Annotated in this window: 23 protein-coding genes; 22 read left to right on the top strand and 1 reads right to left on the bottom strand. The window is 63.3% G+C overall.

The genetic code is table 11. From position 1 onward, the window contains the following. Positions 1–626 precede the first annotated feature (626 nt). The 16 genes from mnmE to dinB all read left to right on the top strand — a co-directional run bounded on the left by mnmE (position 627) and on the right by dinB (position 18,093). Complete coding sequence (mnmE, locus tag AXK11_RS08720; RefSeq protein ID WP_068631309.1) at positions 627–2,156, top strand: tRNA uridine-5-carboxymethylaminomethyl(34) synthesis GTPase MnmE; 1,530 nt, start codon at positions 627–629, stop codon at positions 2,154–2,156. A gap of 101 nt (positions 2,157–2,257) precedes the next feature. Beyond that, positions 2,258–4,120, top strand: coding sequence for a tRNA uridine-5-carboxymethylaminomethyl(34) synthesis enzyme MnmG (gene mnmG, locus AXK11_RS08725; RefSeq protein WP_082781068.1), 1,863 nt, complete (start codon positions 2,258–2,260; stop codon positions 4,118–4,120). Positions 4,121–4,684: 564 nt separating this feature from the next. After that, the gene (locus AXK11_RS08730; RefSeq protein WP_068631311.1) at positions 4,685–5,485 is read left to right on the top strand and encodes a response regulator; all 801 of its coding nucleotides are present in this window, start codon (positions 4,685–4,687) and stop codon (positions 5,483–5,485) included. Continuing rightward, the gene (locus AXK11_RS08735; RefSeq protein ID WP_068631314.1) at positions 5,485–7,032 is read left to right on the top strand and encodes a sensor histidine kinase; all 1,548 of its coding nucleotides are present in this window, start codon (positions 5,485–5,487) and stop codon (positions 7,030–7,032) included. The genes AXK11_RS08730 and AXK11_RS08735 overlap by 1 nt, the downstream gene beginning before the upstream one ends. A 414-nt stretch (positions 7,033–7,446) precedes the next feature. Further along, complete coding sequence (gene trmB, locus AXK11_RS08740; RefSeq protein WP_068631315.1) at positions 7,447–8,070, top strand: tRNA (guanosine(46)-N7)-methyltransferase TrmB; 624 nt, start codon at positions 7,447–7,449, stop codon at positions 8,068–8,070. Positions 8,071–8,732: 662 nt separating this feature from the next. Beyond that, positions 8,733–9,641, top strand: a complete 909-nt coding sequence (locus AXK11_RS08745) for a F0F1 ATP synthase subunit A (protein WP_068631317.1) — start codon at positions 8,733–8,735, stop codon at positions 9,639–9,641. A gap of 96 nt (positions 9,642–9,737) precedes the next feature. Then, positions 9,738–9,944: an ATP synthase F0 subunit C gene (locus AXK11_RS08750; RefSeq protein WP_068631319.1), complete on the top strand. Its 207-nt coding sequence runs from the start codon at positions 9,738–9,740 to the stop codon at positions 9,942–9,944. A gap of 176 nt (positions 9,945–10,120) precedes the next feature. Continuing rightward, the gene (atpF, locus tag AXK11_RS08755) at positions 10,121–10,678 is read left to right on the top strand and encodes a F0F1 ATP synthase subunit B (RefSeq protein WP_068631380.1); all 558 of its coding nucleotides are present in this window, start codon (positions 10,121–10,123) and stop codon (positions 10,676–10,678) included. A gap of 67 nt (positions 10,679–10,745) precedes the next feature. After that, on the top strand, positions 10,746–11,141 hold the full coding sequence (locus AXK11_RS08760) for a F0F1 ATP synthase subunit delta (RefSeq protein ID WP_068631321.1): 396 nt from the start codon (positions 10,746–10,748) through the stop codon (positions 11,139–11,141). 111 nt (positions 11,142–11,252) lie between these two features. Beyond that, positions 11,253–12,809 (top strand): F0F1 ATP synthase subunit alpha, encoded by a 1,557-nt coding sequence (gene atpA, locus AXK11_RS08765; protein WP_068631323.1) that lies wholly within the window; start codon positions 11,253–11,255, stop codon positions 12,807–12,809. A gap of 104 nt (positions 12,810–12,913) precedes the next feature. After that, positions 12,914–13,792, top strand: a complete 879-nt coding sequence (atpG, locus tag AXK11_RS08770) for an ATP synthase F1 subunit gamma (protein ID WP_068631325.1) — start codon at positions 12,914–12,916, stop codon at positions 13,790–13,792. 68 nt (positions 13,793–13,860) lie between these two features. Continuing rightward, entirely contained in the window at positions 13,861–15,282 is a 1,422-nt protein-coding gene (gene atpD, locus AXK11_RS08775) for a F0F1 ATP synthase subunit beta (RefSeq protein ID WP_068631327.1), read from the top strand. 115 nt (positions 15,283–15,397) lie between these two features. Further along, complete coding sequence (gene atpC, locus AXK11_RS08780; protein WP_068631330.1) at positions 15,398–15,811, top strand: ATP synthase F1 subunit epsilon; 414 nt, start codon at positions 15,398–15,400, stop codon at positions 15,809–15,811. 421 nt (positions 15,812–16,232) lie between these two features. After that, positions 16,233–16,544 (top strand): hypothetical protein, encoded by a 312-nt coding sequence (locus tag AXK11_RS08785; protein ID WP_068631332.1) that lies wholly within the window; start codon positions 16,233–16,235, stop codon positions 16,542–16,544. Next, entirely contained in the window at positions 16,541–16,975 is a 435-nt protein-coding gene (locus AXK11_RS08790; RefSeq protein WP_068631334.1) for a type II toxin-antitoxin system VapC family toxin, read from the top strand. The genes AXK11_RS08785 and AXK11_RS08790 overlap by 4 nt, the downstream gene beginning before the upstream one ends. A 59-nt stretch (positions 16,976–17,034) precedes the next feature. Continuing rightward, positions 17,035–18,093 (top strand): DNA polymerase IV, encoded by a 1,059-nt coding sequence (dinB, locus tag AXK11_RS08795; RefSeq protein ID WP_068631336.1) that lies wholly within the window; start codon positions 17,035–17,037, stop codon positions 18,091–18,093. An 83-nt stretch (positions 18,094–18,176) separates the two neighbouring features. On the opposite strand, the gene AXK11_RS09925 is transcribed toward dinB, so the two are convergent. After that, a complete protein-coding gene (locus tag AXK11_RS09925) occupies positions 18,177–19,976 on the bottom strand; it encodes a hypothetical protein (RefSeq protein ID WP_156469295.1) in 1,800 nt (599 codons plus the stop codon). Between the two features lie 193 nt (positions 19,977–20,169). Here AXK11_RS09925 and AXK11_RS08805 point away from each other — a divergent pair, with 193 nt between their 5' ends. The 6 genes from AXK11_RS08805 to AXK11_RS08830 all read left to right on the top strand — a co-directional run bounded on the left by AXK11_RS08805 (position 20,170) and on the right by AXK11_RS08830 (position 25,423). Then, on the top strand, positions 20,170–20,466 hold the full coding sequence (locus tag AXK11_RS08805) for a FeoA family protein (RefSeq protein ID WP_082781070.1): 297 nt from the start codon (positions 20,170–20,172) through the stop codon (positions 20,464–20,466). Between the two features lie 78 nt (positions 20,467–20,544). Beyond that, positions 20,545–20,802 (top strand): FeoA family protein, encoded by a 258-nt coding sequence (locus AXK11_RS08810; protein WP_068631342.1) that lies wholly within the window; start codon positions 20,545–20,547, stop codon positions 20,800–20,802. Between the two features lie 14 nt (positions 20,803–20,816). Then, positions 20,817–23,084 (top strand): ferrous iron transport protein B, encoded by a 2,268-nt coding sequence (gene feoB, locus AXK11_RS08815; protein WP_231865820.1) that lies wholly within the window; start codon positions 20,817–20,819, stop codon positions 23,082–23,084. 56 nt (positions 23,085–23,140) lie between these two features. Continuing rightward, positions 23,141–23,326 (top strand): hypothetical protein, encoded by a 186-nt coding sequence (locus AXK11_RS08820; RefSeq protein ID WP_156469296.1) that lies wholly within the window; start codon positions 23,141–23,143, stop codon positions 23,324–23,326. Between the two features lie 127 nt (positions 23,327–23,453). Continuing rightward, entirely contained in the window at positions 23,454–24,242 is a 789-nt protein-coding gene (gene nagB, locus AXK11_RS08825) for a glucosamine-6-phosphate deaminase (protein ID WP_068631348.1), read from the top strand. 128 nt (positions 24,243–24,370) lie between these two features. Further along, a complete protein-coding gene (locus AXK11_RS08830; RefSeq protein WP_068631350.1) occupies positions 24,371–25,423 on the top strand; it encodes an aldose epimerase family protein in 1,053 nt (350 codons plus the stop codon). Positions 25,424–25,603: the final 180 nt, after the last annotated feature.

A 25,603-nucleotide genomic window follows, 5' to 3' on the forward strand; every position in this document is an offset into this window, starting at 1 on the left:
AGTGAGAGTTCGGTTTCTTCCGGAGACCAGGGGAATGGGCTATGGGTTTTGGCATCTTATTTCGGAGGCGCCTGATTCTAGGAACCGAGATGAGGAAGCGCGAATTCCCGATTTGAGACGTTGCGAGCGGCTGCCTTGGGTCTCGTGGTGTATCACGAACGCACAAAACGAGGGATTTTCATACTGGGAAAACTACCGCAAAGGACAGGTGCATGTTGTCATTTGGGCAAAAGCGTACGATTTTGCAGTGGTTTTGGCCAAGCGCCAACCTCAGGGGCAACGGAGGTTCTACTTGCTAAAGACTGCTTACTGTTTGCGGGAGCACACCAAGGCGAAGTTCAGGAAGGAGCGTGATGCGTGGCGAGCCGCCCAAAGTGGCTGAGGCCCCTACATGTTTACCATGTAAGGGCCCCGGATACTCCTTCTACACGTGGCAGATGAGCTGGAGGTAGCCCAATATCCAAGATTCACAGGTGTCAAGTTAGTTTGTCGCCATGCTGGCTGGGCTGAACTACGAGGGCGGCGCCTACCAGGCCAAGAAGGGGTGATGGGGGCGGGATAGCTGGGCAAGAGGAGGCCTGTTGTCCTCCTTGTCTTGAGGGAAAGGGGCGCTTTGGCTAGCGGGCATGTTTGCTTCGCCGCAGGATACTATCGCCGCGCTGGCTACGCCGGTGGGCACCTCTGCCATTGCGCTGCTGCGCGTCAGCGGCCCCGCCGTGGGTGAAATCGCGCGTGCGCTAGTCTCCACGGCGGGAAACGACGCGACCTCCTTTGCGCCGGTGTATTCCCCTGCCCCAACGCTTGGTGGCGGTGTGGAGAACAGCGGAAACGCGGCTTCAAGCGGGAGCAAGGGCGAGGGCGACGTGCCAACGAGCGCGTCGCCAGGAAAAGGGGACTTCCTCCCCTCCCCTGCCCTGCTGCCGCTTGCGCCTCGGGTGGCGACTCGCGCCGATTATCGGGCCCTCTCGGGCGAGCTGATCGACGATGTGCTGCTGACGCTGTTTCGTGCGCCCGCGTCGTACACGGGCGAAGACACGCTGGAGATCAGTTGCCACGGAAACCCGTATATCGCCCAAAAAATCCTCGAAGACCTCGTCGCGCGCGGTTGCCGGCACGCGGCGCCGGGCGAGTTTACCCAGCGGGCCTTTCTCGCCGGGAGGCTTGACCTGTCGCAGGCCGAGGCGGTCATGGACTTGATCCACGCGCGCGGCGAGCGAGCCCTGGCTGCTGCCAATCAACAACTTCGCGGTTCCCTGGGGCGGCATATGCAGGGCCTGATCGACCGCCTGTTGGTGATTCTGGCGCGGATCGAGGCGTATATCGACTTCCCCGAAGAAGACTTGCCGCGGGAGGATCAGAGCTGGGTTGGCACAGAGGTCGATAAGCTCCAGGTTTCTGTATCTAAAATATTGGAGACCAATCATTACGGTGATATTTTGCGCGAAGGGCTGCGCGTGGTAATTCTCGGTGAACCGAATGTCGGCAAGAGCTCGCTGCTCAATGCGCTGCTGGGGCGCGACCGCGCACTCGTCAGCGAGCGCCCGGGGACGACGCGCGACTATCTCGAAGAGATGCTCCTGCTAGGCGGTTTCCCGTTTCGGTTGATCGATACCGCCGGGCTCAATGAAAATCCGGAAGAGATTGAAGCAAAGGGGATTGAGAAATCATTAAGCCTCACCGAGGAGGCGGATCTGCTGCTGCTGGTCATCGATGCATCGCGTCCGCCCCCTACCCTGCCCAAGCCTGTGCTCGCAGCAATCCGCCCTGAGCGCGCCTTGCTCGTAGCCAACAAGAGCGATTTGCCGCCCCACCCTGCGACTGCGGCAGCTTGGCCGGAGATTCAGCGTGTGAGGACTTCGATGCTGACCGGCGAAGGGGTGGAGGCGCTGCGAACGGCGCTTGCCCGCCATGCCGAATTGTTCCACGTGGAACAGGGCGCGGATGTTATCGCGATAAATGCCCGCCATGCCGAGGCACTCGCCCGTGCCAAAACTGGGCTGGCTCGTGCGCTTGAGCAGTTCCGCGCACAGGCGCCTGTCGAGCTTGTGTCGAGCGAGCTGCGTGGCGTGCTCGATGCCTTTGGCGAAATCGCGGGGCGGGTCGATAACGAGCGGATGCTCGATCAGCTCTTTGCCAGTTTCTGCATCGGTAAATGATGGGCTGCCACTTGTGTGTGCGCTACGCCTGCCGTTCTCTACTCCGCCTGCCCTATTTCCCTCCTCTCCTGCTTCTTCCTCTTGGAATCGCCTTTATTTCGATGATTTATAACAAGATCCCCTACGATGTGATCGTCTGCGGCGCGGGGCACGCGGGCGTTGAGGCGGCCTTGGCAGCGGCGCGGATGGGCTCCCCTACTCTGCTGCTGACGGGAAATCTCGATACGGTGGCGCAGATGAGCTGTAATCCGGCCATCGGAGGTCAGGCCAAGGGGCAAATCGTGCGCGAGATCGATGCGCTCGGCGGCGAGATGGCGATCAATACCGACCTGACGGCGATCCAGTTTCGGCTGCTCAATGAATCGAAAGGCCCCGCGGTGCGCTCGCCGCGTGCGCAGAGCGACAAGAAGGCCTACCAAAACCGGCTAAAGCACACGCTGGAGCTCCAGCCTGGGCTGGAGCTCTTTCAGGCACTGGTGACCGACCTGGTCTTCGAGGGCGACCGGGTCGTGGGGGTGAGGACGAACTTTGATCTCGAATTTCGCGCCAGGACGGTGGTGGTGACGACCGGCACCTTTCTGCGCGGGCTCATGCACATCGGCGCGAACAAGCAGGAAGGCGGGCGCCTGGGCGACTTTTCTGCGCAGACCCTCTCGGGAGCCTTTTTGCGTGCGGGGATCGAGCTGGAGCGTTTCAAGACAGGGACGCCGCCGCGGCTACTCGGGCGGAGTCTGGATTTTTCCAAAATGCAGGAGCAAAAGGGCGACGCCGAGCCGACACTCTTTGCATTTCACGACACGCGCGCGGCGGATGGGGCGGGGGAGGCATTGTTCCACGTGGAACAAACGGGCGAGGTGCGCCCCGGTTGGCGGCCCGGCCGGGCCCAGGTCTCCTGCTGGATGACGCATACCACGGAGCAGACTGCCGAGCTTGTCCGCGCAAATCTTTCGCGCTCGGCACTCTATGGGGGCGAGATTCGCGGGGTAGGGCCGCGGTATTGCCCGAGCTTTGAGGACAAAGTGGTGCGTTTCTCCGACAAGCCGCGCCACCTGCTGTTTCTGGAGCCGGAGGGCTATTCGACGAACGAGTACTATGTGAACGGGCTTTCGACCAGCCTGCCTTTCGATGTGCAGCTCGCGATGGTGCACAGCGTGCCCGGGCTGGAGCGGGCGCAGCTCTTGCGGCCCGCCTATGCGGTGGAGTACGATTATGCGCCGCCCACCCAACTTTTCCCGACTCTGGAGTCGAAGCGGGTGGAGAATCTCTTCTTCGCGGGGCAAATCAACGGCACTTCAGGCTACGAGGAGGCCGCAGGGCAGGGGCTTGTCGCCGGCGTAAATGCCGCACAGAAGGCGAGGGGAGGGGTGCCGCTGATCATCGGGCGGCACGAGGGCTATATCGGCGTCCTGATCGACGATTTGATCAACAAGGGCGTGACCGAGCCGTACCGGATGTTTACGAGCCGCGCCGAACATCGGCTGCTCTTCAATCATGGCAGCGCAGAGCTGCGGCTACTCACACATGCCAAAACCCATAACCTGATGTCTGGTAGCCGGATAGCGGCAATCGAGGCCAAGCAGGCTGCGATTGCCCACTGGCAGGCCTGGTTTGAGGAAAATCGGCATGAGGGGAGGACTTGGGGCGAGCTCGTCCGGCGCGGGATTGAGGCAGACGCATTGCCGCCGGAGTTTCGTAAAGCAGAGCTTGTGGTGCGTGAGGAGGTTTTGTATCGCATTAGCTATAAAGGCTATCTGGAGCGCGAGTCGCGCCAGATCGAGCGCCTGCGCGAGGTGGATGCGATCAAAATCTCGGCAAATTTCGACTTCCTCGCCGTGCGCGGCCTGCGCAAGGAGAGCGCACAGCGTCTCGCCGAGCTGCGCCCGCTCACCCTCGGCCAGGCCGCACGGATCAGCGGCGTAAACCCGGCCGACATCAGCGTCCTGCTCGTCGCCCTCTCTCGCTGAATCGGGGAGTGGCCCCGCGTTTTCTCGGGTTTTTTCTCCACTGCGCGTGGGGCGGTGGCGTGGCGCCACGTGCCATTGAATTTGGGAATCGGCCCCGTCGATAAAACGGGTCTGCGACCCCGACGAAGCACGATTCCCAAATTTAACGGGACCTCCCCCTGTCGTGTTGCGACACGGTCTTCGACCGTTCCATTTTGCGAGCCGCTCGTTGGCGGCTCGTCAGGTACTTCAGCCCGTGCGCGAATGAAGCGGGAACCCATTTGGGCGCGGTGAAAAAGTTGACGGGTTCAATCTCCGACCGCGACCGGAGGTCGGGTATCTCTTACTGTGCGGTTTGCTCGGCGGGCGGAAGGCCCGCCGAGCAAACCGCACAGTAAATGGAAGGTGACACCGTCCCCCGCTCCACGCGCAGTGGAGGAATAGGGGGCGACTCCCAAATTCAGGGAATACTGACGAGGCGGCAACGACGCCTCGCCAAATGAAACAGCCTGCGGCTGTGACGATTGGGTGACGGGGCGGGTTTTCGCTCGTACGCGGTGGGCAGCGCGTTAGGGTCGGCGTCTTATGTCTGACAAAAAACCCGAGAAAATCCTCGTGGTGGACGACGAGCCGGACGTCACCGAGCTGTTGAGTTATACCCTTAAGGCGAAAGGGTTTATGGTTGAAGTGCTCAACGAGCCCAATGCCTGTATCGACCTGGCGCGGAGCTTTCAGCCGGACTTGATCATCCTTGATGTGATGATGCCCGAGCTGAGCGGGATCCAGATTTGCCGGATGTTGCGCGCCTCGGCCTCGCTCAAAACGGTGCCGGTGCTGTTTTTGACGGCGAAGGCGGAGGAAGCGGATCGCGTGCAGGGTCTGGAGGTCGGGGCGGATGATTATGTGAGTAAACCATTTAGCACCAAGGAGTTGGTCTTGCGTGTGCAGTCGATTTTGCGGCGTTCGCGCGAGGGGCGTCGGGTGGAGGTGCCGATTCTCGAGGCGGGCGAGATCGCGCTGGATGTGGCGCGGCACGAGGTGCGGCTAAAGGGCGCGCCGCTCGAGCTGACGGCGACGGAGTTTCGGCTGTTGCACTTGCTCATGGAGCGGCGCGGTCGGGTGCAGTCGCGCGAGCATTTGTTGCTCAACGTGTGGAACTACGAGGCGGAGATCGAGACGCGCACGGTGGACACGCATGTGCGGCGGCTGCGCGAGAAGCTGGCCGATCAGGCGGACTGGATTGAGACGGTGCGCGGCGTCGGGTATCGCTTTGCAGCACAGCGGGTTGAGAGTGGCAGCGGCACTCACTCCAGTGCGCAAGTCGCGGGCTCGGGCCGCACTGCCGCGAAGGCGCCCGCCGCCAGAGCGGGAGCGGAGCAGCCGTGATGTCGTGGTTGCTGCCAGTCCTCGCGGTGGCTCTTGGCGCGGCGTTTTATGCGCTGTGGGCGCGGCGCGAGGGATTGTTGGCGCTGGAGAGCTACCGGCGCGGGCAATTGGCGGAGCTGTCGGCGACTCTCGGGAATTTGCAGGAGGCGGTCCTGATTGTGGACGCGGATAATCGGGTCTTGCTGGCAAATCAGGCCCTGCGGGCGATTTTTGGAGATTCGGAAAAAATCGTAGGCCAGAGGCTCGAGTGGCTGCGGCACGGGGGCGCCTTGCTGGAGTACCTGGAGGCGGTGCGCGGGCGGCAGCCGACGCCGCGACGGGCAATCGAGTTTCGGCCTCAGCAGGCCGCTTGTATTGGCGAGTCGCCCGTTGGTGCTTCGTCTCCCCATGCGGATGCGCGCTCCTCGGTGTGGGTAGAGGTGGCCGGGACGCTGATGCCGCCGCTCGATGGCGCGGCGGGGGCGGGCGGAGCCGGAGGGCAGGGGGCCTGGGTGCTCGTTATCCTGCACGACATCAGCCACCAGCGCAAGCTGGAGGCGGTGCGTAAGGACTTCGTGGCCAACGTGTCGCACGAGTTGCGCACGCCCTTGAGTGTGATCATGGGCTATGTGGAAACGCTGGTCGACGGGCACGAGACGATCCCGCCGGAGACGCGCGAGCGGTTTTTGCGCACGATCCAGCGGCACACGCAGCGGCTCAACTCGCTGCTCGACGACCTGCTCTCGCTGTCGCGGCTGGAGTCGGATGCGCCGGGGCTGGTGTGCGAGCCAGTGGACCTGGGGCGCCTGTTGCGCGAGGTGGTCGAGGACTATCGCGGGCGGCCCGTGAGTGTCGGGCATGCGCTCCGGCTGGCGATTGACCCCGCGTTGTGCGCCGCGGGAGCGGGGGCGCCGATTGTGCGCGGGGATGCGCTCAAGCTCACGCAGGTTTTGGAAAACCTGATCGACAACGCGCTCAAGTACACGCCCGCGAGCTCGCAGATCGTCGTCTCGGCGCGCCTGCGGCAGACGGGCGGCCGCGCGGCCGCCGCCAATTTGCCGGGGGAGGGGCTGCGGGCGCAGGGCGGCTCTCCCGCGGACGAAACTCGGGAAATCCCCGCTCAGGAGCTCGCCGTTTCTCCCGCGCCGGAGCAGCCGGCGAAAGGGCAGGGGAGCCCACGCGCCGCCACAGCGGCCGAGGTGGAGATCTGCGTGCGCGACAACGGCGCGGGGATTCCTGCCGAAGACCTGCCGCATATTTTCGAACGCTTTTACCGCGTGGATAAGGGCCGCTCGCGCGCACAGGGCGGCACAGGGCTGGGCTTGAGCATCGTAAAACACATCGTGCAGCTCCACGGCGGCCGCGTGTGGGCCGAGTCGCGCAGCGGTGCGCATCCGGCGGGCAAGCGGGCACCAAGCGCGGAGGCAGCTCCGTGCGCAGCCGGAGCTGCGACGGGGAAGGGCGAGCCCCAAGCAGGCTCCGACGCCGCAGGGCAGGGGACCGCGTTTTACTTCACCCTGCCTTGCGAGGACGCGAGCCCTCCCCGATCTACGCCTCCAAGGTATTGACCCCCTTCAGGTTGGGGATCCGCAGAAGACTCCACTGCGCGTGGGGCGGTGGCGTGGCGCCACGTGCCATTGAATTTGCGATTTTGCCTGTGCGCTGCGCGCCCAAACAAAATCGCAAATTTAACGGATCATCCTCCCTGTCGTTTCACGACAGGGGAAGGAGCATCAAATGCGGATGGAGCGGAACCCATTGGGGCGAGGTGAACCGATTTGCCAGTGAATCACCGACTAATGGTAGGGACCTTTCTACTGAGCGGTTTGCCTGGCGGGCGGAACGCCCGCCAGGCAAACCGCTCAGTAAATGGGTGCAGGCACCGCCTGCCGCCGCCTGCGTAGGGCCACCTCTTCCCGCCCCGCGCGCAGTGGTATCGTGGGCTTGCGCCGGAGTCGGGGCGGAGCTAGCGAGGGCGGGCTATGCCGCCGCCAATCGAGGATGCCCGAGCGATCATTGCGAATCGTGCCGCCGAGCTGCGCGCGCAGCTCGCGGCGGTTCCCGAGAGTTGGACGGATGCGGTGGCGCGCGGCGGTGGGGCCACGCTGGAGATTGGTTGCGGGCACGGGCACTTTATCGCGGCCTACGCGCAGGCGCAGCCCGAGGTGCCGTGCCTGGCGATTGACATCCTCGCCGAGCGGCTGGCGCGCGCGCAGAAGAAGCTCGACCGCGCGGGGCTGCGAAACGCCGTCCTGCTGCGCAGCGAGGCGCGGCTTCTGCTCGATAACTTGCCGGACTGGCTGCGCTTGCGGCGGGTGTTTGTGCTGTTTCCCGATCCGTGGCCGAAGCGGCGGCATCACAAAAACCGGCTGCTCCAGCCGGACTTTCTCTCGGCACTCGCGCGACACTGCGTGCCCGAGGCGCGGCTGCACTTCCGCACCGACCACGCGCCGTACTTCGCAGAGGTGCAGGCCCTGCTGCACGAACATCCCGATTGGGTGCTGCTCGACGACGCGCCCTGGCCCTTTGAGCACGAAACCGTGTTTCAAAACCGCGCCGCCACCGGCTACCAATCGTGCAGCGCCCAAAAACGCCGCAGCGGATAACCTGCCCCTCGCCCCCTGCGCCCCACATTGCGCTGACGGCGCACCAACGAGTGCGCCGCCAAATGAATCGGTCGAAGACCGCACTACGCGTGCAGCGGTGGCGGGGCGCCACGTGCCATTAAATTTGCGATTTTGCTTAGGCGCGCAGCGCACGGGCAAAATCGCAAATTTAACGGGACCTCCCTTTTCCGCTCCGCGCGGGGCGGCAGGCGGTGCCTGCACCCATTTACTGTGCGGCTTGCTGTCGGGTGTACCGCCCGACGAACAAGCCGCACAGTTGGAAATTCCCGACCAAAGGCCGGCTTAACCCGTAAACTCTTTCGTCGCGCCCAAGTGGGTTTTCGCTTCATTCGCATTTGATGCTCTTAATCCTGTCGCAACGCGACAGGGTGCGAAATTTGGGAATCGCGCTTCGTCGCGTAGCGACGGGGCCGATTCCCAAATTCAATGGCCCGTGGCGCGCCGCCACCGCCGCACGCGCAGGGCAGTCTTCGACTCGTTCATTATGCGCGCAGCGCAGGGCGCAGGGGCGGGTGCCGATAAGCGGGAGTGGGTGCTGTGCTTATTTTGCGGGGTTATCCGGGCATCGGTAGTTGACGCGGGGGCGCGCGGGTCCCTAGCAATGGCCCCTTTACTTTTTTGAAGGAACTTTTCTGCACGACATGTCACGCCTCTCCAAGCTTGCTTCCCTGCTTTTGTTTTTGAGCTCTGGCGTGGGTGCGTTTGCCGCGGTGGATCCGGCGGCGTCCCAGTTTCTTGGGGGTTGGGTCACGAACAGCATGCTGACTGGCTGGGCGGTGTCGCTGGTGCTTGCGCTGGTGGTGGTGAAGCTGATCGGCAAGCCGTCGCTGCTGCCGACGAAGCGGCAGGCGGTGTTTGAGTCGCTGCTTGAGGCGTTGCGCGGGCTGTTTGAGCCGATTGTCGGGAAGAAGGCGTTTCCGGCGGCCTTTCCGCTGCTGGTCACGTTTTTCATTTTCATCCTCGTCCAGAATTACGCGGGGCTGCTGCCCGGGGTGGGGACGGTGGGCTACGGGCATGCTGATGCGCAGGGGGATTTCCACGTCACGCGGGCACTGGTCCGCCCGTTTACGGCGGACTTCAATAGCACGATCGCGCTGGCACTGATCTCGTTTGGCGCGTGGTTGATCATCATTTTCAAGTACGCGGGGCCGCGGGTGATCCTCTGGGATCTTTTCGGGAACAAGGCTGAGCGGAAGGACACGCCGGGCTGGCTCTACCCGGTGCTCTCGCTGGTGTTTCTGGTCGTGGGCTTGATCGAGGTGTTCTCGATCTGCATCCGGCCCTTTACGCTCTCGGTGCGGCTTTTCGGAAACGTCTTTGGCGGGGAAAACCTGTTGCACGGCACGGGCTTTGTTTTCGTGTTTTACTTTATGGAGCTGATGGTCGGGTTGATTCAGGCCATTGTCTTCACGCTGCTTTCGGCCGTCTACATCGGGCTGATCACCAACCACGACGAAGGGCACGATGAGGCCGCGCATGGCGAGGCGCATCCGGCCTCTGCCGCCGGGGCTTCCGCCCCCGCCTCGGTGGCTGCCGAGGGCCTGCACTGACCACTCTTCCCATTTCCTCTTTAACCGTCGGGAGTGTGCCGACCAAGATGCGCACACGGCGGCTAACCCGATAACCACAAAACTCCACACCTCATCATGATCCACCTCCTCGCAGAAATCTCCGGTAACCTCACCAGCGCGCTGGGCCTGCTCGCCGCCGCTATCGGTGTCGCGCTGATCGGCACGAAGGCCGCCGAGTCCGTCGGCCGCAATCCTGGCGCCTCGGGTAAAATCCTCGTGCAAGCCATCATCGGTATGGCGCTCGTCGAAGGGCTCGGCGTCCTCGCCCTGTTTCTCGCCTAAGTGCGGCTGGCGCGTTTTTGTACGTTTTTCTAAAAACCAACCGGCTGCTGCGGGGCCGAGCGGTGTCTGCGCCTTAACCGGCGCCTTCGCTCCCCCCTAAGCCAGGGCGACGGGCGAGGCGGCATTCGCCCCTCGTGCTCCGCAGCAGCTCCTTTTCCTTCCTTATCTTTCCTGCCATGTTGCCACTCCTGCTTGCCGTTACTGATGCTGCGACTCAGGCGGCGGATGCTGCGCCCGGGATGATCGAGAAATTCGGCCTGGAGTCGAAGTTCGTCATCATGCAGGCGATCAGCTTCCTCATCCTGTTTGCCGTCCTTTATCGCTACGGCATCAAGCCCACGCTCTCCACGATGGAGGAGCGCAATGCGAAGATCGAGTCGGGGCTGAAGTACGCGCAGGAGATGCGCGACAAGCTCGAAGCCTCGCAGCGAGAGGCCGCGGAGATCGTCCGCGAGGCGCAGTCAAAGGCGGGCGAGATCATCACTGAGGCCCGCACTACGGCCAAGGACTTCCTCGACCGGCAGACCCAGGACGCCACGCAGCGGGCCAACGAGCTGATCACCAAGGCGCAGCAGGCCATCGAGCTGGAGCGGCTGAAGACAGTGGCCCAAGCGCGCGAAGAAATCGCCCGCCTGGTCATCGCCACGACCGAGCGCGTGCTGGCCAGGCAGCTCAGCGACGCCGACCGCAGCGCCTACAACGAAGCCGCAACCCGCGAGCTCAATATCGCCTGACGGGCGCGCGCCTGTCGCCACACACACTGCCGCCGCTTCCCGCACTCTCTGACGCAAACACACACACATGGCCGCCGCCCCAACCAAAGCCTCGCAGCAACTCGCGCGCCAGCTCTTCGCCCTGAGCCTCGTCAACGGCCTCGTCGCGCCCGCGCAGGTCGAGGGCGTCCTCGCTTATCTGGAGAAGCACCCGCCCGCGCAGCCGCTGCAAGTGCTGCAAGCCTACCGCCGCCTCGTCGCGCGCGAGCTCGCCAAGGGCGAGATCGTCGTCGAGCACGCGGGGCCGATTGGCGAAGGCATCCTGCGCGGACTCGAAGGCGCGTTTACGCAAAAATACAAACGCCAGGTCACCGCGCGCGGCGTGCACAATGCGAGCCTCATTGCGGGGCTGCGGCTGCGCATTGGTGACGATGTTTACGAAGCCTCCATTGCGAATCAGCTCGCGCAGCTCAGCGCCGCCTAGTGCTGCGCCACCCGCCAGACGCCGAACACCGATTTTCCGGATCAACCACTGCGCTATACTCTCTCCTCTCCCACTTTCCTTTTTAAGCTCCCCACTCGCACTCCGCACTCCATGAGCACCGTCCTCGAACAAATCGAACAACAGATCGCCAAACTCTCCAACAAGGCGGTCAAGAAAAACACGGGCACCATCCGCAGCGTCGCCGATGGCGTCGCCAAGATCGACGGGCTGTCCGACGTCATGTACAACGAGATGGTGCAGTTCCCCGGCGGGGCGACCGGCCTCGCGCTCAATCTGGAGACCGACGAGGTCGGCTGCGTCATCCTCGGCGACACCTCGCAGCTCAAGGAAGGCGACGAAGTCTTCACCACGGGCAAGCTGCTTTCCGTGCCGGTCGGTAAAGGGCTGCTCGGCCGCGCGGTCGATGCGCTCGGCAACCCCGTCGATGGCAAGGGGCCGATCGAGGTGAAGGAGTATTACCCCGTCGAGCGGATCGCCCCGGGCATCATCGCGCGCAAGTCCGTCGACCAACCGCTCTTCACAGGCATCATGGCGATTGACTCGATGATCCCGATTGGCCGCGGCCAGCGCGAGCTCATCATCGGCGACCGCGGCACGGGCAAGACCACCATCGCCATCGATACGATCATCAACCAGGCCAAGATCAACAAGGTGGGCCTCGCTTCGGGCGACTCCAGCTTCCGCCCCGTTTACTCGATCTACGTGGCGATTGGCCAAAAGAACTCGAACATCGTGCGCACGATCTCGGCGCTCGAAGCCGCCGGAGCGCTCGACTACACGATCATCGTCACCGCGCCCGCCGCCGATAACCCCGCCAACCAATACCTCGCGCCCTACTCCGGCGCGGCCATCGGCGAGTGGTTTATGGAAAACGGGATGGACGCGCTGATCGTCTACGACGACCTCTCCAAGCACGCCGTCGCCTACCGCCAGATCTCGCTGATCCTCAAGCGCCCCTCTGGCCGCGAAGCGTACCCGGGCGACGTGTTTTACCTGCACAGCCGCTTGCTGGAGCGCTCCGCGCGGCTCGATGGCAAGGGCTCGCTCACTGCGCTGCCGATCATCGAAACGCTCGCGGGCGACGTCTCGGCCTACATCCCGACCAACGTGATCTCGATCACCGACGGGCAGATCTTTCTGGAGACCGACCTCTTTAACCAGGGCATCCGCCCGGCGGTTTCCGTCGGCCTCTCCGTCTCGCGCGTGGGCTCGGCGGCGCAGGTGAAGGCCACCAAGCAGGTCGGCGGCAAGCTGAAGGGCGAGCTCGCCCAGTTTCGCGAGCTGGCGGCCTTTGCCCAATTCGGCTCCGACCTCGACGCGAAGACCAAGGCGCAGCTCGACCGCGGCTCGCGCATCGTGGAGCTTTTCAAGCAGCCGCAGTTTAACCCGCTGCCGATTGAGCTTCAGGTCGCGGTGCTCTTCGCCATGCAGCAGGAGTTTTTCAACGACGTCGCGGTGGGCGACATCGTCGCGGCCAGCGCCTCGCTCAAGGACTTCCTGACGACGCGCAAGGAAGCGCTCCTCACCGAGATCCGCACCAAGGCCAAGCTCGACGACGCGCTTGAGGCCGCGCTGAAGGCCGCCATCCAGGAGTGGAAGGCGAGCTACGCGACTGCTGCCGGCGGCGCGGCGGCTGCGGCGCGGTAACTCTACACGCGCCACCGCTTCCGCCTTCGCTCACTGCGCGTTCGCACACGTTTTTCTAAAGCACGCCGTCCTTTCGCCCATCCGCCCGCTTGCAGCCCTGACACATGGCCTCCACCCGCGACATCCGCCGCCGCATCAAGTCGGTCAAAAATACCCGCCAGATCACCCGGGCGATGGAGCTCGTGGCTGCCTCGAAGATGAAGCGCGCGCAGCAGGCCACGCTCGCGGGCCGCCCCTACGCGCAGCTCATGGCACAGATGCTCGCCTCGCTCGCCACGCGAGCCGACGGCGCGCAGCATCCCTTTCTGGAAAAACGCGAAGTCAAGATGCGCGGCATCCTGCTCCTGACGACCAACATCGGCCTCTGCGGCGCGCTCAATGCGAACCTCTTCAAGCTCGTCGGCGAGGTGCAGGGCGCGGCCAAATTTGTGGCGATTGGCCGCAAGGGCGCGCAGTATCTGGCCCGCACGAAGCGCGACCTGATCGCCGAGTTTGTGGTCGATGACCGCGCCAGCTTTAACGACGTGAAGGTCGCCATCGAGTTCATGACCGAGCGTTTTCTAGCGGGCGAGATCGACACGATCGAGGTCATTTACCCGCGCTTCAAAAACACGCTCGTGCAGACGCCGCTCCTCCGCCCGATCCTGCCGCTGACCAATGTGCGCGATTTCGCTGCGACGCTTGAGGCCGAGACCGGCGTATGCGGGGCCTTGCCGCGTGACGACCGCGAGATGCTCTTCGAGCCCGATGCGCCGCGCGTGCTCGCCGCGCTGCTGCCGTTTTACGTCAACCGCTTCATCCACCAGCTCGTGCTCTCGGCCAAGGCCTCGGAGTTTAGCGCGCGGATGGTCGCCATGAAGACCGCCAAGGACAACGCCTCGAAGCTCCTCGACGACCTCACCCTCGAGTACAACAAGGCGCGTCAGGCGGCCATCACTCAGGAAATCCTCGAAATCGCCGCCGCCCAATACGTCGCCGCATAAGCGCGCGGCCGCATCTCACACTCACTTTTATCCCCCTTTTTCTTTTATCCCTTTTTTAAAAAACAGCCATGAGCCAAACCGGAAAAATCGCCCAAATCATCGGCCCCGTCGTCGACGTGCAGTTCGCGGAAGATCAGATCCCGCCCATTTACCAGGCGCTGACCGTCGAGTTTGAAGCCTCCGGCAAGGCCGAGACACTGACGCTCGAAGTCCAGCAGCACCTCGGTGGCGGGCTCGCCCGCGCGATTGCGATGTCCTCCTCCGAAGGGCTCAAGCGCGGCATGGAAGTCGAGGACACGGGCGCGCCGATTTCCGTGCCTGTGGGCGAAGGCGTCCTCGGGCGGATTTTTGACGTGACCGGCACGCCGGTCGATGGCCGCGGCCCGGTCGCCTACCAAAAGAAGTACCCGATCCACCGCGCCGCGCCCTCGCTCGCCGATCAGGACACGAATGCCGAGATCCTTGAGACCGGCATCAAGGTCATCGACCTGATCGCACCTTTTACGAAGGGCGGCAAGGTCGGCGCCTTCGGCGGTGCGGGCGTCGGCAAGACCGTTGTCATCATGGAGCTCATCAACAACATCGCCAAGGCGCACGGCGGCTACTCCGTCTTCGCCGGAGTCGGTGAGCGCTCGCGCGAGGGCAACGACCTCTACCACGAGATGTCCGATGCGGGCGTCATTGATCAGAAGAACCTCGCCAACTCGAAGGTCGCGCTCGTCTACGGCCAGATGAACGAGCCCCCGGGCGCCCGCATGCGCGTGGCCCTCTCTGCGCTGGCGATGACCGAGTACTTCCGCGACGAGAAGAACCAGGACGTGCTGCTCTTCGTCGACAACATCTTCCGTTTCTCGCAGGCCGGCTCCGAGGTGTCCGCGCTGCTCGGGCGCTCGCCCTCGGCGGTCGGCTACCAGCCCACGCTCTCCAGCGAGATGGGCCAGCTCCAGGAGCGCATCACCTCGACCAAGAAAGGCTCCATCACCTCCTTCCAGGCGGTCTACGTCCCGGCGGACGACCTCACCGACCCCGCGCCCGCGAACACCTTTGCCCACCTCGACTCGACCATCGTTCTGGAGCGCGCTATCGCCGAAAAGGGCATCTACCCGGCGGTCGATCCGCTCGCCTCGGTGTCGAAGGCGCTGGAGCCCGGCATCGTCGGCGAGGAGCACTACCAGGTCGCCCGCGAGTGCCAGCGCGTCCTCCAGCGCTACAAGGACCTCCAGGACATCATCGCCATCCTCGGTCTCGATGAGCTCTCGCCCGAGGACAAGCTCACCGTCTACCGCGCGCGCAAGATCGAGCGCTTCTTCTCGCAGCCCTTCCACGTGGCCGAGGTCTTCACCGGCTCGCCCGGCAAATACGTCTCGGTGAAGGACACCGTGCGCGGTTTCAAGATGATCCTCGACGGCGAGCTCGACGACGTCGCCGAGGGCGATTTCTACATGAAGGGCTCGATCGACGAAGTCCTCGCCGCCTCGAAGAACAAGTAAACCCGCGCACCCACAAGCAAGCGCCTACCAAGTAAGCCGCGCGTCTATTTTTCGCATTTCCCCGCCGCCGCCGTTTTTTTACGCGCCACGCACAGACACTGCCGTTTTTCAAAAAATGTCACTCACCCTGGAAATCGTTACGCCCGAGGCCCGCGTCTACTCCGACACGGTGGATGCGGTCGTCATCCCCACAGTCGAGGGCGAGATCGGCATCCTCCCCGGGCACATCCCGTTGCTGACGCAGGTCGCAAACGGCGAGCTCGTCGCAACCAGGACCGGTAGCGGCGGTTCCCAGTATCTCGCGGTCGGCGGTGGTTTTGCGCAAATCTCGGGCGATAAGGTGTCGGTGCTGGCCGAGCACGCGTGCTCGGAAGACGCGATTGATGAGCGCGCGGTCGAGGAAGCGCTAAAGCGCGCGCAACAGCAGATCGAGGAAAGCAAAAACCTCGATCCGCAGCAGTACGAGCACCTGCAAAATCTGGTGAGCTACTCCGGCGTCCAGCTCGCGCTCAAACGCCGCAGCCGCTGAGCGCGAAGCCCGCCCCGCGCGCGGCGCGGGGGCGCAGACCCGTTTATTTGGCGAGCCGCTCGTTGGCGGCTCGTCAGGTACTTCAGCTCGTGCGCGAATGAAGAGGGAACCCATTTGGGCACGGTGAAAAAGTTGACGGGTTCAATCTCCGATCCGACCGGAGGTCGGGTATCTCTTACTGAGCGGTTTGCTCGGCGGGCGGAACGCCCGCCGAGCAAACCGCTCAGTAAATAGGGTGCAGGCACCGCCTGCCGCCGCCCGCGTAGGGTCGTCCTCCCACCGCTCACGCGCAGTGGCCAGAGCCTTTCATTGTGCGGCATGATTGGCGGCTGGTTTGACTTTGCTGTCGGCTGGCGAAACGCTCGGCCCGAACCGCGTCCCGATCGGGTATGCGGCGAACTCATTTAAAAGGAGCCCAGCCATGATCACCGAAGTCAGCGCCGAGCAGTTCGTAAACGAGGCCCAAAGCCTGCTGGATGAGGTTTTGCAGAAGCACGGCCGCATCCGGATCAAAACCAAGGACGGTGCGGGGGCCATTTTGATGGATGACAGCCGAAGCTTGGCATTTCCCGAGCAGGGTGACGCGGATTGGGAAGAGGAGCCTTTGTCGGAAGAAGAACTCGCAGACCGCGTGGCAGCCATTGATAGGCTCTTGCAGTGGCCGAATCGGGTCATCGGGCCTCCCATGACGATTGAGGAAATCATCTCTGCACGTGACGAGGGACGGAGATGAAAAAGCCAATTGTCATTGATGTCTCCATGGCCGCTTCGTGGGTGATGCCTGATGAGCAAAGCGATGTGGGGCGGCGACTCTTGCGTGAGCTGAGGTTGGCTCCTTTTCGTGCAATCACAGTGCCTTTATTCTGGTTCGAGTTCTGTAATATTCTCCTCACCAACGAGCGCCGAGGCCGGATTTCAAAGAACGATGGTTTGGAATCTCTGGCGACGGTCCATAGCGTAAGAATGAGGGTTCAGGATGTGAGTGATCATTACCAGATCCTCTCTCTGGCGCGGGCGCATGAGTTGAGTGCATACGATGCCGCGTACTTGGCGCTGGCGATGGGGGCTGGAGCCGTTTTGGCGACGAATGACAAAAAACTCGCTCGGGCGGCGATAAATGCGGATGTCGAGCTGCGCACGGCACTGACACCGCTTCAGATGTGAGGCTCCGGCCGTAACGCGTTGCGCTGTTTGTCAGCGCGCCCTGTGGTGCTCTTTCCGTTATGCGCAAGATCCTGCACGTGGATATGGACGCTTTTTTTGCCTCGGTCGAGCAGCGCGATACCCCGTCCCTGCGCGGTCGCCCGGTCGTGGTCGCCAAGCGGGGAGCGCGCTCGGTGGTGTGCGCGGCTTCCTATGAGGCGCGCCAGTACGGTATTCACTCGGCCATGCCTGCCCTGCGCGCGGAGCGCCTGTGCCCGGATGCGATTTTCGTGCCGCCAGATTTCCCGCGCTACGAAGCGGTTTCGCGTCAGGTGCGTGCGATTTTCCTGGCCCATACCGACCTCGTCGAACCGCTGTCGCTGGACGAGGCCTACCTGGATGTGACTGCACCGCGGATCCCCTTGCCCAGTGCGACCGCGACTGCCAAGGCGATCCGCGCACACATCCGCGAGGCTACCGGCCTTACTGCCTCGGCGGGCGTGGCACCAAACAAGTTTATCGCCAAGATCGCCTCGGACTGGAACAAGCCCGACGGCCTGTGCGTAGTCAGGCCCGCGCAGGTGGACGCCTTTCTGATTTCGCTGCCGGTGGCGCGGCTCCCGGGCGTGGGAAAGGTGACGCAGCAGCAGTTGGCCAGGCTCAGGGTCAGCACTGTCGGTGAGTTGCGCTGCTTGCCGCTGGACCTGTTGTTGCGCGAGTTTGGGCGCTTCGGCCTCAGCCTCTATCGCTGCGCGCGCGGGGTTGACGAGCGGCCGGTGGAGCCCGAGCAGCCGGTGAGATCGCTGTCTTCGGAAGATACGTTTCCCGAAGATCTGCCACTGTGTGAGCTGCCACCGCTGATCAGACGCCTCGCTGAGCGCACCTGGGAATCGCGGCTAAAGACGGATCGCAGTCCGCGGACCGTGGTCCTCAAGCTCAAGACTGCGCAATTCCGGATTTTGACCCGCAGCCGGACTCCTGAAACCCCACCCCATTCACTGGGCGCCTTTACTCGGGTGGCGCTGGGCCTGCTGGAGCGCGTCAACCTGCCTGCAGATACCCGTTACCGCTTGGCTGGAGTTGGGCTGGCGGGGTTTTGCGAGAAAAAGGAGGATGCGCAGACGTCGATCTGGTTTTGAACTCACGAAGTGGCGGGGCAGCCCGCCTGCCGAAACAGCCTGCACTGCCAATCTGCTGTTCGAGAAGTCACCGGGGGGGCACCTCATTCGGTTCGGCGGCGTTTGTTGCGCCATACGATCAGGCCGAAGGCGAGGCTGCCGAAGATTGCACCGTAGGTGCCGGGCTCGGGCATCGGGGTGATCTGCCAGTAGTCGCTGTACCCTTCCAGATAGTGTTCGCGCCACATGGCGGGCCCGTAGCCTTCGAAGTGGATCTGATTGAGAATTGGCGGGATGTTTACGTCGCCGTAGCTGCGCCGAACGAGGAGATAGTCAGCGCGGTCGTCCCAATTGCGGATGATGAGCTGCGCATCTGCGCCGCTAATGGTGAGCGCGTCGAGGTAGAGTATGTTTTCTTTGCCGTTCAGTGCTCCGCCCACGAAGTCAACCACGCCCCGATCCTGGATTTGCAGGCCGCGGAGACTTTGCTTCGTATTTCCGCCGAAGCGCAGAATCGCCTCCTCGTTGGGGAGGCCGGGAGGACCTCCCATAAGCGTAATAAAGGGAAAATCTCCGTAGTGTCCGCCGAGCCCTACGAGCGGGTTAGTTTGATTGGCGGGAAGTGCCAAGACGTCCGTTCCTGCCCTGTCACCTACCGTGATTTGGTTAGTGCGGATCGTGCCCTGGTTTAGCCGGACCTGCCCTTGGTAAATTGTAACGCGATTAAACACATGCTGCCCCGTGCTGTTCAAGATGAGGTTCCGTGGCCCTGTTTTAACAATGTAACTAGCTGATCCTTGGGAGATGAGCCGAACGGACCCTTGAATTTCGAGGTCTTTATAGGTGTGAATGAATGCCGAGGCATTTGCGAAAATCTGCCCTGTGCCTGCAATGAGAGCGGGAGCTGTGGATCCAGTTGATGCAGTCAGTATTCCTCCAGAGCGAATAGTCAGAGTACCTCCATCAAGGGTGAGTGCTGAGGCTTGAGAGGAGTCTGCGAACCTGAGCGAATTGATTGTAGGGTTGTTGGAAATGGTCTGACTGGTGCCTCCTTCAATACTCACATTGTCACCAAACTTCCATGTATTTGCTTTACCTGTGTTGTAGTTACTTGTAGTGGTTATGTAGCGGAAGTTTCCTGAGGTCATGATACGGCCCCAGTTTAAGCCTTCGATTGTCGCCCAAGGAGTGATTTCGCTAGCTGTAATTATGCTATTTGCACCCGTTATGGATGAGTCCCAGTACAGGCTGACAATATCATCTTCGTCGAAGCCCCAATCGCGGTTGGCGATGAGGTTTAATGTGTTGTTATTCGTTCGCTCAAAGCGGCTGATTGGGCGTAAACTCATTTTGCCAGCTGTATTTTGTTTGAATAAGCTGATCTCATTGGCTCCAAAACCAAGGATTAGCCGACCGAGGTTTTCTTCAGTATCACCAATGCCTTCAGCCGTGCTCCCGAGAAGTGTCAGGTTTCCTGCAATCAGGGAGACTGCAGAATCGTTGGAGAGGTAGTCAATTCCATCTTGCCCTGTACTATCCATGAAAAAGGTGCCGCCATTTCGGACGTTGATGAAAATGCGGCTATTCATCCGTCCTTCACCGTGGAGCCTGAATTTGGCACCTCTTATGTCTATAACTCCCTCCAATGAGTTGATTGCGGATGAGTTTACCTGGCCTTCCCCCAGGATATTGAGGCCCCCATTTCCGGTGATCGGTTCGGTAATATTGAGGGTTGTATTCGGATCAGCGGTGAGTGTGTATGCCCCATTGATATCCAGTCCGGGAAGAGTGATGGTGATTTGAGCGTGAGCGGTGAAGGCACTTGTAATCAGAGCTAAAAAAAGCGCCCCAATCGCGCGAATTCCGCCCGCGAGGAGCGGTTTTGTTGTCGGCTCGTTGCTCATTGAGGGGCTGCGGGGGTCTGCCACATGGTGGCTATCAAGCGCGCATAATTCATGCTGAGCGGCAAGTTATAATGGGTAGTGGGGCAGTCTTAAGGTATCTTAATATGCGCTTCTGCCTGCCTCTTTAAAAGAGGAGAAAGGGGCCGTTGACTTTGAGTGCGGTTCTCAATGCGCTGCGCGTCCTCTTTCCCGAATGGCCGATTCACCGAATCCTCCCGCAATCCCTGCGCCGCACCTGCCGCTTTGCCAGCTTCCGGCTGGGACACGCGGGCGGGTTTTGGCTCTGGCGGGAGATGCGCCGTTTTGCCAGCGGGTGCGCGAGATGGGCTTTGGCGAGGACGCGGTGATTACGAAGCTCTCGGGCCGCGGGACGACCCTTTGCCAGGTGGGAGAGACGCGGCTCGCGCTCAGTCACGAGGCGGCCCGCAGAATTCAGGTGCAGGTGCTCGCCCCTCCCGCCCCGTCCGCTCCGTCGCCCGGCTTATCATGACCGATGGGCCCGTGTCGTTTGCCTCCGCTGCTGTTGTGTTCTCCCGCTGCTCATACCCACTCTCCGAACATTTTTCCCATGTCTGAATTGACGAGTCTTTCTTCACTGGCTGCGGGCCAGAGTGCGGTCGTGCGTGAGCTTCCGGCGGGAGGGGCGGGCAGCACGGCAGCCCTGCGGCTGCGCGAAATGGGTGTCTTGGTCGGGACGCCGCTTACGCTGGTGCGGCGCGCGCCGCTGGGCGACCCGATTGAAATCAAGGTGCGCGGCTACCATCTGACGCTGCGCCAGAGCGAGGCGGAGCACATCTTCGTCGAGCCCGTTATGGCCGAGGCCTGATCTTCCGCGCCGCCATGTCGAATGCTTCCACACGCTCCGCTTCCTCTCCCGAAGTGCCGCCCCTCCCGCCCCCTCCGCCGCCGCGCGCTGCTGCATCCGCTGCGCCCGTGGATGGTGCACGGCGGCCGATGCCGACCTATGCGATTGTGGGCAACCCGAACTGCGGGAAGAGCACGCTGTTTAACGCGCTGACGGGGCTGCGCCAGAAGATCGGCAACTACCCGGGCGTGACGGTGGAGAAGAAGGTCGGCACGAGCTGGTCGCAGCATGGGCAACCGATCACGTTGATCGACCTGCCGGGGAGTTACTCGCTGGCGGCGCGCTCGCCGGACGAGGCGGTCACGCGCGACGTGCTGCTGGGCCGGCGTGCGGATACGCCCGCGCCGGAGCGGGTCTTGTGCATCGTCGATGCCGCGAACCTGGAGCGCAATTTGTACCTCGTGCATCAGATGCTTGATCTGGGGCGGCCCGTGATCCTCGTCCTCAACATGATGGATGTGGCCCGCGAGGCGGGGCTGCGGATCGACGTGTCGCGGCTTGAGCACGAGCTGGGTATTCCCGTCATCCCCTGCGAGGCGGTGAACGGGAAGGGGCTGGTGGAGCTGCGGCTGGCGATGAGCCGCGCGAGCTTGCCGCTGCCGCGCCGCGCGTGGGACATACCGGCAGAAATCGCGCCTGCGGTGGCCGAGCTGCAAGCCGCCTTGATGGAGGACGAGGGCAAGCCGCCGCTGCTCGCCCGCGCCGAGGCGTTGCTGCTGCTCACCGAGAATGCGGCGGGCGGCGGTGCGAGTGAGGCTGGCGCCGGGGCCAATCGTGCCGACGGCGGCAGTGGCCGCCCCTCCCGCCCCTCCCGCCGCGCGGAGATTCTGGCGCAGTGGCACCAGCGCTGGCTCGCGGCGGGCACGGATTGGGCGGCGGTTTTGGTGGCCTCGCGCTACGATGCGATTTCGCGCCTGTGCGCGCAGGTCGTGGAGCAGCGCGGCGGTGGAGCCGATGGCGCGGGAGGAGCGGGAGGGGCTGGGGGAGGGCAGCCGAGCCGCAGCGACCGGATCGACGCGGTGGTGACGCATCCGCTCTGGGGCTGGCTGATTCTCGGCGGGCTGATGACGCTGATTTTCTTTAGCATCTTCACCTTCGCGGAGTACCCGATGGACTGGATCGATGGCGGCGTGGCGCGCTTTTCGGACTGGGTGCAGGCGCGGCTGCCGGAGGGCGATTTGCGCGACTTGATCACTGATGGGGCGATTGCCGGTGTGGGCGGCGTGGTGGTGTTCCTGCCGCAGATCCTGATTTTGTTTTTCTTCATCGGGCTGTTGGAGAGCACCGGCTACATGGCGCGCGCGGCGTTTATCATGGATCGGCTGATGAGCCGTGTAGGGCTGAATGGTAAGTCGTTTATCCCGTTGCTGAGTTCCTATGCGTGCGCGATCCCGGGGATCATGGCGGCGCGCACGATCGAGAACCACAAGGACAGGCTGGTGACGATCCTCGTGGCGCCGCTGATGAGCTGCTCGGCGCGGCTGCCGGTGTACCTGCTGATGATTGCGGCGCTGCTGCCGGGCGAGGCGGTGTCGGTGGCGGGCAAGGTCGGGCTGATGCTGCTGATGTATGCGCTGGGGACGGGCGGGGCCTTCGGCTTCGCGTGGCTGTTCAAGAAGACGCTGCTCAAGGGCGAGCCGCCGCTGATGATCATGGAGCTGCCGCCGTACCGGCTGCCCGCGCTCAAGGATGTGGCGCGCCAGATGCTCGACCGGGCGGGGCTGTTTCTGAAGCGCGCGGGGACGATCATTTTGGCGATCTCGATCGTGCTTTGGTTTCTGGCGAGCTACCCGCGCGCGCCGGAGGGCGTGGAGGAGAGCGGGCAACTGGCGCAGAGTTTCGCGGGGCAGGCGGGGCACTTGATCGAGCCGGTGATCGAGCCGCTGGGCTTTGACTGGCAGATCGGGATCGGGCTGATCACGTCGTTTGCGGCGCGCGAGGTCTTCGTCTCGACGATGGGCGTAGTCTTCAATGTGGATGACCCCGAGGAGAATACGACGCCGCTGCGCGAGGCACTGGCGGCGGCGACCTGGCCGGATGGGCGGCCGCTGTTTACGCCGCTGGTGTGCCTGAGCCTGATGATTTTTTACGTGTTCGCCATGCAGTGTGTGGCGACGGTCGCGGTGGTGCGGCGCGAGACGAACTCGTGGCGCTGGCCGCTCTTTCAAATCGCCTACATGACGGGGACGGCGTGGCTGGTGTGCTTCGCCGTCTACCAGGTCGGGCGCGCGCTCGGGTTTTGAGCGAAAAAGAGCGTAGCCTCCCCGCTTGCCTTGTCCTAACCGTGCCGCCCGCCGCCATGTTGCCCGAATCTCCCGAACTCCAAACAGTCCTCGCCCTGCTCGTCGTGGCCGCCGCCGCCGCGTGGCTGCTGTGGCGCGTGTTTTCCAAAAGCGGCGGCGGCGGCTGCGCCAGCGGCGAATGCGCGTCGCTGAGCCCCGATGTGAAAGCGCTGCAACGCAGGCTGAAGCGGCGCGGCAGCTAGCCGTGGCGTTTCCTTTTCGCGCGCGGTGCGGGTGCTCGTTGCCCGCGCGTGACGTGCCTCCTGGCTCGCCCGTGCGTGCCGTTCCCCTTTCTTCCCCCCCACACACACAACAAACCCTGAACACCCTATGGAAATCCTCATCCAGCCCAGTGCCGAAGCAGGCTGCCTGCTCGCCGCCAAGATCATCGCCCGAGTCGTCCGCGAAAAGCCCGCTGCGGTGCTCGGCCTCGCCACAGGCCGCACGCCCTTGCGCCTCTACAAGGAGCTGATCCGCATGCACCGCGAGGAGGGCCTGGACTTTTCCAAAGTCACGACCTTCAACCTCGACGAGTACGTGGGGCTGCCCGCGAGTCACCCGCAGTCCTACCGCCGCTTCATGGACGACCACCTTTTCGCGCACATCAACATCGACCGTGCGCGTACGCACGTGCCCGACGGGATGGCGGAGGACTTGCTCGCGGAGTGCCGCAGCTACGAGCAGCGCATCGCCGCAGCGGGCGGCATCGACATCCAGCTCCTCGGGCTTGGGCGCAATGGGCACATCGGCTTCAACGAGCCCACCGGTTCGCTGCGCTCGCGCACGTGGATAAAAATCCTCTCCGAGCAAACGCTGCGCGATAACAGCGAGGTCTTCGGCGACAGCGAATCGGCCATGCCCAAGCACGCGATCACGATGGGCGTGGGGACGATCCTCGACGCGCGCCAGTGCCTGCTGCTCGCCTTTGGCCCCTCAAAAGTCCGCGCCGTCGAGCACATGATCGAAGGGCCGCTCTCGGCGATCTGCCCGGGCTCGGCACTGCAAATGCACCCGCGCGCCATCGTGCTGCTCGACGAAAACTCGGCGGCTGGCCTGCGCTACGCCGACCACTACCGCTGGATCGACCAGCACAAGCTCGACTGGCAACGCTATAGCTAAAGGAAAGGGCGCGCGCGCCGGAGGGAAAGGCGGCGGCCACAAAAGGCACCGCGCGCCCGGAACCTCGGCCCAGACTGCGTTTCTCTCTCATCGTTTAGCATAAAACTGCGTCGTCGTTTATTCCTCCCATGTCTTCCTCGCCCGTCTCCGATCCCTCTGCCCCGCCCGCTCCGCCCGCGCGCCTCGAAGCCCACGTGATCCGCAATGCGGCGGGCGCGTCGGCCGAGGTGCTTAACTACGGCGGCATCGTCGTGAGCTTGCGCGTACCTGATCGCGCGGGCGTTTTCGCGGACGTCGTCCTCGGGTTTGCCGAGGCAGAGCGCTATCTCGGCGCGCACCCCAGCTTCGGCGAGATCGTGGGCCGGATCGCGGGTCGGCTCACGGCGGGTCGGCTGCGCCTGCCCGACGGCAGCACGCACCAGCTCGTCCTCAACGACGGGCCCAATCACCTGCACGGCGGCGGCGCGGGTTTCGGGCGGCGTTTCTGGGAAGTGCGGCGCGTCGAGGCCGATTCGATCACGCTGCATTACCACAGCCCCAATGGGGAAAACGGCTACCCGGGCGCGCTCGACGTGGAGCTCACCTACACGCTGCGCGCGGATAATGCGCTCGTCGTCCAGACGAGTGCGACGAGTGATCGGGTGACGCCACTGTCGATGGCGCAGCACAGCTACTTCAACCTTGCGGGCGAGGGCAGCGGCGATGCGCTCGACCACCAGGTGCAGATCTTCGCCGAGCATCACATCCCGGCGGCGGATGCCGCGATGACGCTCTCCGGCCACCTTACGCCCGTGGGCGGCACGGGTAACGACCTGCGCCAGCCGCGCCGCTTGCGCGAAGTCGTCCCGCAGCTTTTTGGCGGGCATGGCGAGCACTACTTCATCCGCGCCACAGCCGCGGCGGCTGATGCGCCGACGCGGGTCGCGCGCGTTTACGAAGAAAAATCGGGCCGCGTGCTGGAGGTCTCGACCAACGAGTGCGGGCTCCAGTTCTACACGGGCGCCAAGCTCGACGGCTCGCTCATCGGCAAGTCGGGTTGCGCTTACGGGCCGCACGCAGGGATTTGCTTCGAGGCGCAAGGCTACCCCGATGGCGCGCACCGTCCCGAGCTCGGCGACATCCTCGTGCACCCGGGCACACCGCAAAAACGGACGACCATTTACGCGTTCTCGGTCGCGTGAGGTTTTTTTTCCCGCTGCGCGCGTGGCGGTGGCGGGTCGCCACTTCCATTCAATTTGCGATTTTAATTCGTGCGCTTTGCGCCCGAACAAAATCGCAAATTCAAGGAGCCTCCCCCTGTCGTTTCACGACAGGGGCCGAAGCTCAAAACGCACAGTAAATGGCAGGAGACACTGACGAGC

Source organism: Cephaloticoccus primus, from assembly GCF_001580015.1.
Lineage (GTDB): Bacteria > Verrucomicrobiota > Verrucomicrobiia > Opitutales > Opitutaceae > Cephaloticoccus > Cephaloticoccus primus.

What these genes read in the sequence shown, in the direction of transcription:
- AXK11_RS08830 (WP_068631350.1), top strand. Translation starts at nt 24,371, where the DNA reads ATGTCTTCCTCGCCCGTCTCCGATCCCTCTGCCCCGCCCGCTCCGCCC.
- AXK11_RS08735 (WP_068631314.1), top strand. Translation starts at nt 5,485, where the DNA reads ATGTCGTGGTTGCTGCCAGTCCTCGCGGTGGCTCTTGGCGCGGCGTTT.
- AXK11_RS08750 (WP_068631319.1), top strand. Translation starts at nt 9,738, where the DNA reads ATGATCCACCTCCTCGCAGAAATCTCCGGTAACCTCACCAGCGCGCTG.
- AXK11_RS08810 (WP_068631342.1), top strand. Translation starts at nt 20,545, where the DNA reads ATGTCTGAATTGACGAGTCTTTCTTCACTGGCTGCGGGCCAGAGTGCG.
- trmB (WP_068631315.1), top strand. Translation starts at nt 7,447, where the DNA reads ATGCCGCCGCCAATCGAGGATGCCCGAGCGATCATTGCGAATCGTGCC.
- AXK11_RS08820 (WP_156469296.1), top strand. Translation starts at nt 23,141, where the DNA reads ATGTTGCCCGAATCTCCCGAACTCCAAACAGTCCTCGCCCTGCTCGTC.
- feoB (WP_231865820.1), top strand. Translation starts at nt 20,817, where the DNA reads ATGTCGAATGCTTCCACACGCTCCGCTTCCTCTCCCGAAGTGCCGCCC.
- AXK11_RS08730 (WP_068631311.1), top strand. Translation starts at nt 4,685, where the DNA reads ATGTCTGACAAAAAACCCGAGAAAATCCTCGTGGTGGACGACGAGCCG.
- nagB (WP_068631348.1), top strand. Translation starts at nt 23,454, where the DNA reads ATGGAAATCCTCATCCAGCCCAGTGCCGAAGCAGGCTGCCTGCTCGCC.
- AXK11_RS08785 (WP_068631332.1), top strand. Translation starts at nt 16,233, where the DNA reads ATGATCACCGAAGTCAGCGCCGAGCAGTTCGTAAACGAGGCCCAAAGC.
- AXK11_RS08745 (WP_068631317.1), top strand. Translation starts at nt 8,733, where the DNA reads ATGTCACGCCTCTCCAAGCTTGCTTCCCTGCTTTTGTTTTTGAGCTCT.
- atpG (WP_068631325.1), top strand. Translation starts at nt 12,914, where the DNA reads ATGGCCTCCACCCGCGACATCCGCCGCCGCATCAAGTCGGTCAAAAAT.
- mnmE (WP_068631309.1), top strand. Translation starts at nt 627, where the DNA reads ATGTTTGCTTCGCCGCAGGATACTATCGCCGCGCTGGCTACGCCGGTG.
- AXK11_RS08790 (WP_068631334.1), top strand. Translation starts at nt 16,541, where the DNA reads ATGAAAAAGCCAATTGTCATTGATGTCTCCATGGCCGCTTCGTGGGTG.
- AXK11_RS08760 (WP_068631321.1), top strand. Translation starts at nt 10,746, where the DNA reads ATGGCCGCCGCCCCAACCAAAGCCTCGCAGCAACTCGCGCGCCAGCTC.
- AXK11_RS08805 (WP_082781070.1), top strand. Translation starts at nt 20,170, where the DNA reads ATGGCCGATTCACCGAATCCTCCCGCAATCCCTGCGCCGCACCTGCCG.
- mnmG (WP_082781068.1), top strand. Translation starts at nt 2,258, where the DNA reads ATGATTTATAACAAGATCCCCTACGATGTGATCGTCTGCGGCGCGGGG.
- atpD (WP_068631327.1), top strand. Translation starts at nt 13,861, where the DNA reads ATGAGCCAAACCGGAAAAATCGCCCAAATCATCGGCCCCGTCGTCGAC.
- AXK11_RS09925 (WP_156469295.1), bottom strand. Translation starts at nt 19,976, where the DNA reads ATGAGCAACGAGCCGACAACAAAACCGCTCCTCGCGGGCGGAATTCGC.
- dinB (WP_068631336.1), top strand. Translation starts at nt 17,035, where the DNA reads ATGCGCAAGATCCTGCACGTGGATATGGACGCTTTTTTTGCCTCGGTC.
- atpF (WP_068631380.1), top strand. Translation starts at nt 10,121, where the DNA reads ATGTTGCCACTCCTGCTTGCCGTTACTGATGCTGCGACTCAGGCGGCG.
- atpC (WP_068631330.1), top strand. Translation starts at nt 15,398, where the DNA reads ATGTCACTCACCCTGGAAATCGTTACGCCCGAGGCCCGCGTCTACTCC.
- atpA (WP_068631323.1), top strand. Translation starts at nt 11,253, where the DNA reads ATGAGCACCGTCCTCGAACAAATCGAACAACAGATCGCCAAACTCTCC.